The following is a 12,944-nucleotide window of genomic DNA, read 5'->3' as shown; positions in this document are numbered from 1 at the left end:
CTTGAGGGGAGCGGGGAACTGCGCGATCAACCACGACGCAGCCGCAGCCGACACATGACGAACAGCCCTACGGCGAGAACCAGGTCGAGGGCGTCAGCCCTTGACCGCCCCCGTGAGCATGCCCTTCTTGAAATGCTTCTGGACGAACGGCGAGATCACGGCCACCGGCAGCAACGCCATCACCATCACGGCCATCTGAATCGCCAGCGCGGAAATCTGCCCCGTCTTGACCGCCTGGCTGACCCCGACCGGCGCCTCCTGCTTCTGCACCAGCTGGATCATGACGTTCTGCAACGGCATCATGTCCTGGTCACTGAGGTAGATCGACGCGTTGAACCACGCACTCCAGTAACCGACCGCGTAGAACAACGTGATCACCGCGATCACGGCCCGCGAGAGCGGAAGGACGATCTGCCACAGGATCCGCCAGTCCCCCGCCCCGTCGATCCGCGCGCTGTCGATCAGCTCCGGCGAGACCCCCATGAAGAACGCCCGCAGGACGAGGATGTTGAAGACACTGACCGCACTCGGCAGGATCAGCGCGAGGTACGTGTCCGTCAGCCCGAGCGACTGCACCAGCAGATACGTCGGAATGAGCCCGGCCCCGAAGAACATCGTCGCGAGCAGCGTCATCAGAAGCCAGCGATGCCCGAGCGACCCGCTCCGGGACAGCCCGTACGCCGCGAGAACCGACACCGTCATCGAGAACAGCGTGCCGGCCAGCGTGACGCCCACGCTGACGCTCGCCGCCCGGGTCACCTGCCCACCGCTCAGCAGCTCCTGATAGGCGATGAAGGTGATGTCCTTCGGGATCATCACCAGCCCGCCGGCCTCGGTGATCGTCTTCTTCGAGGACAGGCTCGTGACGATGACGATCCACAGCGGGAACAGCACGGCGAGGCAGGCGCCGACCAGGACGATGCCCTTGCCCGCGACCCCGGCCTTGCTGGGCTCCTCCTCCCAGACGGGCCTCGGCGGAGCCTCCCACCAGCGGGGTTCACGCGCCGCCTCCTGGATGGCGGCCTTGTCGATGACGGCGGTCACTTCTTGTACACCCCCTGCTCGCCCATGAAGTGGGCCACCTTGTTCGCGGCGAGGACGAGCGCCACACTCACCAGGCCCTTGATCAGCCCCGCAGCGGCCGCGTAGCTGAAGTCCTGGTTGCGGACGCCGTTCCACCAGACGTAGGTATCGAGGACCTCCGCCGCCCCTGGTCCCACCGCGTCGCGTTGCAGCAGGATCTGCTCGAAGCCGACGGTGAGCGCATCACCGACTCGCAGCACCAGCAGCAGGGCGATCACGGGCCGCAGCGCGGGCAGCGTGACGTGCCACATGCGGCGCCAGCGCCCGGCCCCGTCCATGGCCGCCGCCTCGTACAGGTCGGGGCTCACGGAGGCGAGCGCGGCCAGGAAGACGATGACGCCCCAGCCCGCGTCCTTCCAGACGCCCTCCGCCGTCACCAGGAACTTGAAGATCCCGGGATCGGTCATGATGTCGAAGCCCTCGTACCCGCGCTGCCGCAGGGTCTGCGCGATGATGCCGGCGCCGCCGAAGATCTGCTGGAAAACGGTGATGACCAGCACCCAGGAGAAGAAGTGCGGCAGGTACAGGATCGCCTGCGACACCGCCCGGATCCGGGGCCTGATTACGCTGTTGATGATCAGCGCGAGCACGATGGGGACCGGGAAGAACAGCACCAGCTGGAGGGAGAACAGCACGAGTGTGTTCTGCACGGCGTCCCAGAACGCCGAGTCCGCGAAGACCCGCTGGAACTGCTCGAAGCCCACCCAGGGGCTCTCCAGCATCGCGACGAAGCCGTTGTCGCTGACGTACGGGTCGTACTCCTGGAAGGCGACGACATTGCCCAGGATCGGTATGTAGTTGAAGACCAGGACCAGCGCGATGGCCGGCAGGGTCATCAGGATCAGTGTGCGGTCGCGGCGCAGCCGCAGCCGGAGGCTGACCTTGCCGGAGGGTTTCTTCTTCTCCGGCCGCTCCCCGGCGGGGTCGCCCGCCGCCCGGGGGGCCGCCCCGCTCGTCTTCGCCTCGGCCCTGCTGCGAGGCACCGTGCTGTTGGACACGGCTTTCTCCTTGCCTCAGGCCCGGGTCACTGCGCGGAACCGTTGTCGTCGTGCAGCTTCTGGTACCAGTCGCGCAGCTTGTCGCCGCCCTGCTTCTTCCATTCGGAGACGGCCTGCTGCATGTCACTGATCTTCTTGCGGCCGCGGACGACGTCGTCCTCCAGCTGCTCGAAGTCGTTGGAGAGGTTGGTGTAGCGCGCCGGTTCGGTGATCTGCAGGCCCCAGAAGGTGGACTTCTTGGTGAACGCGCCCATCCGCTGCTGCCACTCCACCTGCTCCTTCGCGATGTCCGGGAAGTCCGGGTGCGCGATGGTGGGAGCGGGGCTGGCGAGCATGACGTAGGCGTTGATGACCTCTTGGTTGCCCTTGTCGTTCTTGGTGGGCACCCCGTCCTTGACGGTGTAATGCGTGCCCTCCACCCCGTAGTTGGTGAGCATGTACTCCTTGGTGCCGTACGGGGCGGCGGTGACGTTGGCGGCGGCCAGAATGTCCTCGACGACGGCCTTGGAGGCCTTCTTGTTGACGAAGGCGAAGATGCCCGCGGGGGATCCGGCCCACAGCGTGGGGTCTCCGCCGTCGGCGCCGAAGATGTCCATGCCGGAGATACGGAAGTCGGTCTTCTGGCCCGCCTGCTCAGCCATCTTTCCCCACCAGTCCGAGATGTTCTGGTTGTACATCAGGACTTGGCCGGAGGTGAAGCGGTCGCCCGCGGTGCCCTGGTTGGCCGCCTTGGCGTCGGGGTGGACCACGCCCGCCGCGTACAGCTTGCGCGTCCACTCCAGCGCTTCGAGGTACTCCTCGGTCTCGACCCGGTAGACCATCTTGCCGTCGGCCAGGTTCCAGCCGAGCGGCTTCTCGCTGCCGGAGAGCACTCCGAAGATGTTGAAGGCGGTCCACTTCATGTCGTCGCAGGCCCACACCTTGGCCTTGGGCCGGGTGATCTCCTTGGCGAGGGCGAGGAACTCGTCCGGGGACTTGGGGAGTTCCCAGCCCTCTTTGTCGAAGACGTCCTTGCGGTAGAAGGGCACGATGCCGACGACGGACGGGGCGGGTTGGGGCAGGCCGCGCAGCTTGCCGCCGAAGATGGAGTACTGCCAGGCGCCGCTCGGGATGGCCGCGAGGTTCGGGTACTTCTTGATCGCGTCCCCGGACAGGTAGGGGCCGAGATCGGCGAACTTGCTGATGATGGCGCTGGGTATCTTGCCGCCCATGTTCCAGCTGGGGATGACCACGACGTCCGGCAAGTCGCTGGAGGCGAGCACCGCGCCCAGCTTCTCGTCGTAGGTGTTGCCGTCCTGGTTCTGCCAGGCGATGTCGACGCCGATCAGGTCGTTCATCGCCTTGTAGTAGGGGTTGTCGCCCTTCGGCGGCGTGCCCCAGAACGGCGACATGATCTTGATCGAGCTGCCCTTGCCGAGCTTCTTCGACACCGAGGTCTTGAGGTCGGCAAGGTTGAGCTTGCTGGTGAAGCCCATCGCCGAGCCGTTCTTGGACGGGATGTCCGGCGTCACCACGTTGCTCGCGACGTAGGCCGGCAGCAGCTTCTTGGCGCTCTTGCCGGACGTCGTGCCGTCCTTCGAACCACTGCCCGAACCACCGCAGGCGGCGAGCAGCGGCATCCCGCCGGCCACGGCCGCGGTGGCGACGGCCGTGGAGGCGAGGAAACTTCTCCGGCTCGGTCCGGAGGAAGCGGAGGCGGCATTCGGCGTCATTGCGTCAACCCTTCATGGCGCACCAGGACACCCGGCGGTGGGCCGTCGGCTGCGGTGTCTCGAGTGGAACTGGCTGAGCCGAAGCGATACTCCGACGCGTGATGCGGAATGTGCACCACCGGGTGGCGAACTTCACAGTCGAAGCGCTTCGATGTTGCTGCGAGGTTAAGTGAACACCCAGGGGTGCACAAGGGGCGATTCCAAGATTCCTCCGAGGTGTGGCCGAGCGCGGGCGACTCTCATGGGGCGTTGCAATGCCGCCCGAAGGTCGGAGTTGTTGCGCCGCGGTGTCTTGACACCCACCCCTGAGTCAATCGAGCATCGAAGCGCTTCGAAAGCGCCTCGCCGATCCATCACAGGGGGATCCCCACGTGACCGCACATCCGCCGCCCACCGAACCGTTCCGCGATCCGCAGCTGCCGTTCGCGAAGCGCGTCGACGATCTGCTGGGGCGGCTCACCCTCGACGAGAAGACGTCCTTCCTGCACCAGTTCGCCCCCGCCGTCGAGCGGCTCGGTGTCGCCGCCTTCCGCACCGGCCAGGAGGCCCTGCACGGCGTGGCGTGGATGGGCCCGGCGACGGTGTTCCCGCAGGCCGTCGGACTCGGCGCCACGTGGAACCCGGAGCTGGTACGGCGCGTCGGCGACGCGGTGTCCAAGGAGGTCCGGGCGATGCGCGCCAAGGACGACCGGGTCGGCCTCAACGTCTGGTCCCCGACGGTCAACCTCCTGCGCCACCCCCTGTGGGGACGCAACGAGGAGGGCTACTCGGAGGATCCGAAGCTCACCTCGGCGATCGCCACCGCCTACACCCGCGGCCTGCGCGGCGACCACCCCACCTACTGGCGCACCGCGCCCGTGCTGAAGCACTGGCTGGCCCACAACAACGAGACGGACCGCTCCACGACGTCGAGCTCGGTGCGCCCGCGCGTGCTGCACGAGTACGACCTGCGGGCCTTCCGCGAGACCGTCGAGGCGGGCGCGGTGGCCGGGGTGATGCCGGCGTACAACCTGGTCAACGGACGCCCCAACCACGTGTCGCCGTACCTGCGCGAGCACTTGCGCGCCTGGACGGACGAGGAGCTGCTGGTCTGTTCGGACGCGGGAGCACCGAGCAACCTCGTCGACTCGGAGCACTACTTCGACACCCACGAGGAGGCCACCGCCGCCTCCCTCGTCGCGGGTGTCGACAGCTTCACCGACCACGGCACGGACTCCTCGCAGATGATCGGACGGCTGCGCGGTGCCCTGGAGCGGGGTCTGCTGTCCGAGGCCGATGTCGACACGGCCGTCCGCCGGCAGCTCTCGGTCCGTTTCCGGCTCGGCGAGTTCGACCCGGAGTACGACCCGCACGACGCCACCAGCGAGTTCGACACACCGACGCACCGCGCCCTCGCCCAGGAGGCCGCCGAGCAGGCGATCGTGCTGCTCAAGAACGACGGGGCGCTGCCGCTCGCCCCGGACACCCGGATCGCGGTGGTCGGGCTGCTCGCCGACGAGTGCAAGCTCGACTGGTACAGCGGCACGCTCATCCACCGCTCGACCCCGCTGGAGGGCCTGTACGAGCGGTTCGGCGCGGACCGGGTGGAGTTCGCCGAGGGTATGGACCGGGTCCGGCTGAGGACCGCCGCGGGCACGTTCCTGCACGTGCCGGTGGCCGAGGAGGCCCCCGACGAGGTGCGCGGCGCCGAGGGCGCGCTCGACCCGGCGCTGCTCGCGGGCCGCACCGACCTGCCCGCGCTCACCACCGACGCGACCGGCACCGAACTGGCGCTGGCCGACTGGGGCGAGGGAGTCGTGACCCTGCGCGCCCCCGACGGCCGCTACCTCTCGGTCGCCGACGACGGCTACGTCCGCGCCTCCGCCGACCAGCCGGGCGGCTGGGTCGTCCAGGAGACGTTCAGCCTGGAACCGCACGGGAACGGGCACCTCCTCAAGCACCTGGGGACGGGTCGGCACGTGTGTGTCTCCGCCGACGGCCTGAAGGTTGCCGACGAAGATCCCGAGGTCTTCGAGCTGGTCGTCACCGAGCGGGGCGAGGAGGCGGTGGCGCGTGCCGCCGCGGCGGCCGACGTGGTCGTGGTGGTCGCGGGCAACGACCCGTACATCAACGGGCGCGAGACCGAGGACCGTACGACCCTGCGCCTGCCGGAACATCAGGAACGGCTGCTGCGCGCGGCCCGCGCGGCGAACCCGGCCACCGTGCTGGCGCTGGTCTCCGCCTACCCGTACACCGTCGACCCCGCCGAGTTCCCGGCGGTGCTGTGGACCGCGCACGGCGGCCAGGCGGCCGGCACTGCCCTGGCCCGCGTCCTCGCCGGCGACGTCTCACCCGCCGGCCGCCTCCCGCAGACCTGGTACGCCGACGACACTGACCTGCCCGGCCTCCTCGACTACGACGTCATCGCCTCCCGCCAGACCTACCTTTACTTCGAGGGGACACCCCTGTTCCCCTTCGGGCACGGCCTGGCGTACGCCCCGTTCGCGTACGGCGACCTGACGGCCCGGGCCGAAGAGGAGACCGTGCACGTCTCCTTCTCCGTCACCAACACCGGTGAGATCACGGCCGACGAGGTCGCCCAGCTCTACACCAGGGCCGTCGACCCGTCCGTGCCGCGTCCGCGCCGCGAGCTGCTGGACCATCGCCGCGTCACCCTCGCCCCGGGGGCGACGGCCGAGCTGAGCTTCGAGGTCCCCCTGGGCGCCTTCGGGTTCTTCGACGTCGCCCAGGACCGGTGGCGCGTGGAGCCGGGCGGGTACGAGCTGCTGGCCGGGGCGTCCAGCGAGGACGTCCGGCTTCGGACGACCGTCACGCTCGACGGCGAGCCCACCCTGCCGCGCGCTGCCGTCGCGGGCGGTCTGGCCGCGGCCGGGTTCGACGAGCAGGACGGCATCGAGATCGTCGACCGGACGAAGGTGTCGGGCGACGCGGTGACACCGGTGGACGCGGCGGCGGGCGAACTGGTCTACCGTGCCTGCGACTTCGGACGCGGCATCTCCGGCGTGACGGTGGAAGTGGCCGGTGAGGGCTCGGTCGAGCTGTCTCTCGACGGCGGCCCGGCACTCGCGATGCTGTCGACCGCCGAGCCCACATCCGGTCCGTACGACTACGTCTCGCTCGGCGCGTCCGTCGCCGCCGCGGGCGTGCATGACGTGCACCTGAGGCTGCGCGGCCCGCTGCGGCTCGCGCATGTCGGCTTCTCCGGTTGAGGGTCCGGAGCAGGCCGACGTAAAGAAGAGGCCCGGCACCGGAAGGCATCGGTGCCGGGCCTCTTCGCGAAGACTATATGAAAATGGTTCCCATGAGCTAGAGGTCGATGCCGGTCAGCACCAGCACACGCTCGTACGTGTAGTCCTCCATGGCGAACCGCACGCCCTCACGGCCCACGCCGGACTGCTTGACGCCGCCGTACGGCATCTGGTCGGCGCGGTAGGACGGCACGTCGCCGATGACCACGCCGCCGACCTCCAGGGCCCGGTGGGCGCGGAAGGCGGTCTGCAGGTCGCGGGTGAACACGCCCGCCTGGAGGCCGTACTTGGAGTCGTTGACGGCGTCGAAGGCCGCGGCCTCGCCGTCCGCCTTCTGGACGGTGAGGACCGGTCCGAAGACCTCCTCGCAGGAGATCGTGACGTCCGCCGGCACGTCGGCCAGGACGGTCGGCGCGTACGAGGCGCCGTCCCGCTTGCCGCCGGTGAGCAGCGCGGCACCGGCGTCGACCGCCTCCCCGACCCACGTCTCGACGCGCTTGGCGGCGTCCTCGCTGACCAGCGGGCCGACGTCGGTGGCGTCGTCGTCCGGGTCGCCGGTGACCTGGGCCTCGACGGCGGCGACGATGCGCGGCAGCAGCCGGTCGTACACCGAGGCGTCGGCGATGACCCGCTGCACGGAGATGCAGGACTGGCCACCCTGGTAGTTGGAGAAGGTGGCGATGCGGTTCGCCGCCCGGTCCAGGTCCTCGTCGCTCGCCCAGTCGGCGAGGACGACGGCCGCGCCGTTGCCGCCCAGCTCCAGGGTGCAGTGCTTGCGCGGCACCGAGTCCATGATCGCGTAGCCGACCTTTTCGGAACCGGTGAAGGAGATCACGGGCAGCCGCTCGTCCCGCACGAGGGCGGGCATCTTGTCGTTGGCGACCGGCAGGATGCTCCAGGAGCCCGCGGGCAGCTCGGTCTCGGCCAGCAGCTCGCCGATGACCAGGCCGGACAGCGGGGTCGCCGGGGCCGGCTTGAGGATGATCGGGGCGCCGGCGGCGATGGCCGGGGCGATCTTGTGGGCGCAGAGGTTCAGCGGAAAGTTGAAGGGCGCGATACCGAGCACGACGCCCTTGGGGAAGCGGCGGGTGAGGGCGAGCCGGCCCTGGCCGCCGAGGTCGGTGTCGAGCCGCTGGGCCTCGCCGCCGTTGAACCGCCGGGCCTCCTCGGCGGCGAACCGGAACACGGACACGGCCCGGCCGACCTCGCCGCGCGCCCACTTCAGGGGCTTGCCGTTCTCGGCGGAGATCAGCCGCGCGATCTCCTCGGTGCGCTCGACGAGGCGCTTGCTGACGTGGTCGAGCGCGGCTGCCCGGACGTGGGCGGGTGTGGCGGCGAACTCGTCCAGAACGGCGTGCGCGGCGGCCACGGCCTCCTCGACCTGCGCGTCCGTCGGCACGCTCACCTTGCCGACGAGCCGCCCGTCCCAGGGGGAGGTGACGTCGAAGGTGTCCTCGCCGGTGGCCTGGCGGCCGGCGAGCCAGAAGGCGTGGGTGGAGGTCATGTGGGTTCCGGCCCTTCGGCGTTGGGGGTGGTCCTGTGCTACGGATCAACGGTAGGGGCGAGGTGGCCGAAGGGCGTTTGTCCGAGCCGTAGCAGTGCGGGACGCGGATACTACGGTTTGGCTATTCGCTGGTGGTCGCCTTCAGGGCCAGCCACAGCTCCATCCGGACGTCCGGGTCCTCCAGGGACCGGCCGAGGATCTCCTCGACCCGGCGCATGCGGTAGCGCAGGGTGTGGCGGTGGACGCCGAGTTCGGCCGCCGCCGCGTCCCACTGGCCGTGCTTGGACAGCCAGGCGCGCAGGGAGGCGACGAGGTCGCCGCGGCCCGTGGCGTCGTGCTCGTACAGCGGCCGCAGCATGCCGTCGGCGAAGGCCCGCACCGCGTCGTCCGCCAGCAGCGGCAGCACCGATCCGGCCGCCATCTGCTCGTGCTCCACGAGGACGCGCCCGCGCCGCCGCGCCACCGACAGCGCCTGCTCGGACTGCTTGTAGGCGGCGGACGCGGCGATGGGCCCGGCCGGTGCCGACAGGCCCACGACCAGTTCGTCCTCCTCGCCGCCCGGCACCTTCTCGCGTATCCCCGCCCGGGCCGTCTCCAGGGCGGCCGCGTACTCCCCGCAGGCCGCCGCGGCGGCGCCGCCGTCCACGGCCAGCACCACCAGCCGCTCCCCCTCCGGCACCACCAGCACGGCCTCGCCGGCCCGGGCCGCCGCGGACTCCACGACGTCGGCGAGGGCCGCGAGGGGGTCGCCGCCGGGGTCGGCCGCGGCGAGCGCGGCGGCGGAGTGCCGCTCGGCGGGCGCGGCGCCCTTGCGTGCCTCGGCGCGGGCCAGCGCGGCGGAAGCCGACACCGGCACCCGCTCCGCGACCATCATCCGGAACGGCGCGTCCAGCAGCTCGCCGTACAGGTCACCGGCGACCGCGCGGGCGTGGTCCGGCTCCCCGGCCAGCAGCATGCGCAGCACCGCGGCGCCGACCCGCTGCTCGGCGGCCTGGAGGGACCGGGAGCGTTCCGTGGTGAGGGTCAGCAGCGCGATGGCCGAGTGGACGGCGTAGCGCTCGGCGGTGCCCGGGGCGGCGGCCGTGCCGACGGCGAGGGCCGCCCGGGGGCGGCGGCCGGTGCCGAGGGTGTGCAGCTCGACCCGGTCCTCGTTGTCCGGCCCGCCGGCCACGGAGGAGGCGGGTGCGGGGCGGTCCCGCAGCTTCTGCACGTCACCGGTGAGCCGTGCGGCACGCCGCCCCGCCCACTCCGGTGCCGTGGCGACGACCGCGCCCGAGGCGTCGTAGAGCGCCGCCCAGCCGTCGACCTGCGCGGCCAGCGCGGCCAGCAGCCCCTCCGGCCCGCCGGTCTGGGCCTGCCGGGTCAGCTCTCGCTGGGCCGCGAACCCGGCGGTGACGGCCCGGTACTGGTCGGCGGCGATCGCGGCGGACACGGCCTTGCTGATGGCGAGGAACGGGGTGCGGCGCGGCACCTCCAGCAGTGGCAGGCCCTCCTTCTCGGCCGCGTCGACGAGCGCCTCGGGAATCTCCTCGTAGTGGACGCCGACGGCGAAGCCGAGCCCGGCCACTCCGGCCTCGGCCAGCCGGCGCACGTAGCGGCGCATGGCCTCCGGGTCCTCGGCGTCCAGCTTGAGCGCGGTGATCAGCAGCAGCTCTCCGCCCTCCATGTAGGGGACGGGGTCGGCGAGCTCGCTGGGGTGCGCCCAACGGACCGGCACGTCGAGGCGGTCTTCGCCCGCCCGCACGGTCAGCTTCAGCGCGGAGTGGTGGACGAGCGAGGCGAGCGTCGGGGGCATGAGGCCTTCTGCGTCAGGGCTGTGTGATCACTGTGTCTTTTGGCCGCCGCGTATGAACGACCTGTGACGATTCTGCCTCACCGTACGGTCCCTTCGCGCCCGCACGGGTGGGAATGCGGGCGGGCCCACGGTCCCACGCATGCACGGGGGCCGCGGTCCCCCGTCATGCACGGGTGGTAACGCCGGCCCACGGCCCCGCCCACCCGCACAGGTGGGAACGCCGGCCCACGGTCCCCGCCTCCCACACCGGCGGGAAGGCGGCGGGGGCACGGTCCCCGCCACCCGCACCGGCTGGAGGCGGGCTCAGCCCCGCAGATCCACCAGCAGCGGTGGCGCGTGTTCGCCCTTGACGTCGGTCAGCGACAGCACCGCGTGCCCGGCCGGTACGCCGTGCGCCAGCTCGGAGGCGGACCAGCGCTCCCGTTCGACCTGCCGCACGGTCACCGCCCGCGCGGTCGGGGCCTTGCCGGTGATCACCCGGCGCAGCATGTGCACGGCCTTGCCCGCCGGGGTCTCCGCGATGATCTGCCGGTCGGTGACGTCGCGGGCCTCGGTCCACTCCTTGCCCCACACCTCGGCGAAGTCCTGCCCGTCCCACGGCGTGAGCCCCGACAGCGCCATCCGGCAGCCGGTCGCCCCGAGCAGCGGCCCGCGCAGCGGCCGGGCCACGTCGTCCAGGCTCCGCAGGGTGAGGACGACCCCGGCGTTGCCGGACCGCAGCCGCTGGATGCCGCGCACGGCCTCGGGTGTCACGACGCCGGTCGCGTCGTCCAGCAGCAGACAGGCGAACAGCGACCGGTCCTCGCGTACGGCGACACTCGCCGTGAACTGCGCGAGCACGAGGCGGGCCAGCATCTTGGAAGCGTCGGCGTGTCCGCGCTGGGGCAGGTCGATGCGCACCCGCACCGGATGGTCGAGGGCCTTGAGCGTGAAGGGCCGGGACTGCCCGGAGGTGTCGAAGAACCCGGCGAAGGCGGGCCGGTCGAGCAGCGCGACGCGATCACCCAGCACCCCGCCGACGTCACCGGGCTGCCCCATCTGCCGCTCCCGGGCGTCGAGCTCCCGCAGCAGGGACTCCTGCCCCGCCTCCTGGAGGCCCTGGCGCAGCGCGGCGAACGGCCCCGGCGCCCCGTCGAGCAGCTGCCGCAGCTCCGGCACGGAGGGGAAACGCCCGTGCACGGCCCGGAACGGCCCGAGCAGCTGGGCGAGGACGGTGGTGGACCGGCGGCTGTCGCTGCCGGGGTGCGGATCGGCGAGGTCCCCGACGAGCGCCTCGGCGAGCACGGCCGCGGCCTCGTCCGGGTCGGTGCTGCCGCCGTACAGATCGAGGTCGTACTCGGAGTCCTGGTTCCCGATCCGCACGACCACGTCGTAGGCGTCGGCCGGTCCGAGCCCGGCGCCGGCAGCCCCGACGACGACCACGGCGGCGCGCCCGGCGAGTGCGTGCAGACAGAGCGACTCGGCGAGGGGACGGACCACGGTCCCGGTCTTGCCCGAGCCGGCGGGGCCGACGGCCACGAGCGAGGTGCCGAGCAGGTCGGGCCCGAGGCCCAGCCCGGTGCCGCGGTAGGCGTACGGGTTGCGGGCGTCGTCGACGGTGGTGCCGAGCCGCACCTGCCCGGTGACGAGGTCGTGCCGGGCGAGCCGGGCGGGCAGGTCGCGTTCCCCGGACGGGTGCAGGCACGCGGCGGCACCGTCCTTGAGCACGGCGCCGCTGAAGGTGGTGAGGGTGTGCCGTCCGGTGCGCACGCCCTGCCAGGCGCGCATGATCCGGGCGTGGTCGACGTCCCGCATCAGCCCGGTGCGGGCCTCGGCCGCGAGGCGCTCGGCGGCGTCGGGGGCCCCGGCGGCGCGCAGCTCGTTCCACTGCGCCGGGTCGTCCTCGGGGGTCGTCCGGGGCTCCTGCGCCTGCGGCCGCCGGAAGCGGGGGGTGACGAAGCGGCGCCACACCTCGCCCCAGCGGCCGAGCCGGGCCGCCCCGACCATGATTCCGAGGGCGACGAGCAGCTCGTACCCCTGGTAGACGATGAACGTCCCGGTCTCCCCGAGATCGCTGTCGCCGCCCCGCCACGCGTCGGGAACGATCAGGTCGAACGGCACCCACCACCAGGTGCCGAGGTACCCGTTCTGCAGCAGCGACCAGATCAGCCATCCCACGAGGAAGGCGATCAGCGCCCCGCTCAGCAGCTGCCGGGCGGGGATCTCCTCCGGTTCCTCCGCGGGCCGCGGCCGGTGCCCGAACCGCCACACGCCCGGCGCGGCGTCGGGGCGCGGCGCGCGCAGCCAGGTGAGGAACGCCGACCCGTCCGGCAGCGGCGGCGTCGCCGGTGCCCGGGGCGGCCTGGGAGGCATCGCGGGTACCTCCGGAGGCCCCGCCGGGCGCGGCACGGGACTCGCATGCGTACCCCGCGCGTCCTGGGTCCCGTCGCTGTCCATCGCCCTTGCCCCCTGACCAGCCGCTCCGTCCACCATCAGCGAGCCAATCTAACGCCCTCTCCTGGGGAGTTCACCGCTTACACGGCCGGGTCGTGGGCACCGGTCCACGAGACTGCCATGTCCACCCCGGACAAGGCGCCCCGCCGACAACGCCCACATGGAGCATGC

7 protein-coding genes are annotated in these 12,944 nt (G+C 71.6%); 1 reads left to right on the top strand and 6 read right to left on the bottom strand.

Going from position 1 to position 12,944, the window contains the following annotated elements; genetic code table 11:
* Positions 1 to 93: 93 nt before the first annotated feature.
* The 3 genes from ACFY9S_RS24325 to ACFY9S_RS24315 are packed head-to-tail and all read right to left on the bottom strand — an operon-like array spanning position 94 to position 3,793.
* Positions 94 to 1,044 carry an ABC transporter permease subunit gene (locus tag ACFY9S_RS24325; protein ID WP_391131881.1) on the bottom strand — a complete coding sequence of 317 codons (951 nt, stop codon included), beginning with the start codon at positions 1,042 to 1,044 and terminating at the stop codon, positions 94 to 96.
* Positions 1,041 to 2,081, bottom strand: a complete 1,041-nt coding sequence (locus ACFY9S_RS24320; RefSeq protein WP_391131879.1) for an ABC transporter permease subunit — start codon at positions 2,079 to 2,081, stop codon at positions 1,041 to 1,043. The genes ACFY9S_RS24325 and ACFY9S_RS24320 overlap by 4 nt, the downstream gene beginning before the upstream one ends.
* A 26-nt stretch (positions 2,082 to 2,107) precedes the next feature.
* Positions 2,108 to 3,793: a Tat pathway signal sequence domain protein gene (locus tag ACFY9S_RS24315; RefSeq protein WP_391131877.1), complete on the bottom strand. Its 1,686-nt coding sequence runs from the start codon at positions 3,791 to 3,793 to the stop codon at positions 2,108 to 2,110.
* A gap of 371 nt (positions 3,794 to 4,164) precedes the next feature.
* On the opposite strand from ACFY9S_RS24315, the gene ACFY9S_RS24310 reads away from it, so the two are divergent.
* Positions 4,165 to 7,002: a glycoside hydrolase family 3 C-terminal domain-containing protein gene (locus ACFY9S_RS24310; protein WP_391131875.1), complete on the top strand. Its 2,838-nt coding sequence runs from the start codon at positions 4,165 to 4,167 to the stop codon at positions 7,000 to 7,002.
* A gap of 97 nt (positions 7,003 to 7,099) precedes the next feature.
* Here ACFY9S_RS24310 and ACFY9S_RS24305 read toward each other — a convergent pair whose 3' ends face one another.
* The 3 genes from ACFY9S_RS24305 to ACFY9S_RS24295 all read right to left on the bottom strand — a co-directional run bounded on the left by ACFY9S_RS24305 (position 7,100) and on the right by ACFY9S_RS24295 (position 12,776).
* Positions 7,100 to 8,545, bottom strand: a complete 1,446-nt coding sequence (locus ACFY9S_RS24305) for an aldehyde dehydrogenase family protein (protein ID WP_391131874.1) — start codon at positions 8,543 to 8,545, stop codon at positions 7,100 to 7,102.
* A 121-nt stretch (positions 8,546 to 8,666) separates the two neighbouring features.
* Complete coding sequence (locus tag ACFY9S_RS24300) at positions 8,667 to 10,340, bottom strand: PucR family transcriptional regulator ligand-binding domain-containing protein (protein ID WP_391131872.1); 1,674 nt, start codon at positions 10,338 to 10,340, stop codon at positions 8,667 to 8,669.
* 303 nt (positions 10,341 to 10,643) lie between these two features.
* Positions 10,644 to 12,776, bottom strand: a complete 2,133-nt coding sequence (locus ACFY9S_RS24295; protein ID WP_391131870.1) for an ATP-binding protein — start codon at positions 12,774 to 12,776, stop codon at positions 10,644 to 10,646.
* Positions 12,777 to 12,944 lie beyond the last annotated feature (168 nt).

Origin of the sequence: Streptomyces sp. NPDC012474 (assembly GCF_042955185.1) — a bacterium.
Classification (GTDB): domain Bacteria; phylum Actinomycetota; class Actinomycetes; order Streptomycetales; family Streptomycetaceae; genus Streptomyces; species Streptomyces cahuitamycinicus.
The sequence above is the reverse complement of the archived record's forward strand: the minus strand, read 5'-3'. Positions and strand labels throughout refer to the sequence as shown.

Excerpts from the sequence above, each read along its gene's own strand:
- ACFY9S_RS24305 (WP_391131874.1), bottom strand. The coding sequence starts at position 8,545 with ATGACCTCCACCCACGCCTTCTGGCTCGCCGGCCGCCAGGCCACCGGC.
- ACFY9S_RS24295 (WP_391131870.1), bottom strand. The coding sequence starts at position 12,776 with ATGGACAGCGACGGGACCCAGGACGCGCGGGGTACGCATGCGAGTCCC.
- ACFY9S_RS24300 (WP_391131872.1), bottom strand. The coding sequence starts at position 10,340 with ATGCCCCCGACGCTCGCCTCGCTCGTCCACCACTCCGCGCTGAAGCTG.
- ACFY9S_RS24315 (WP_391131877.1), bottom strand. The coding sequence starts at position 3,793 with ATGACGCCGAATGCCGCCTCCGCTTCCTCCGGACCGAGCCGGAGAAGT.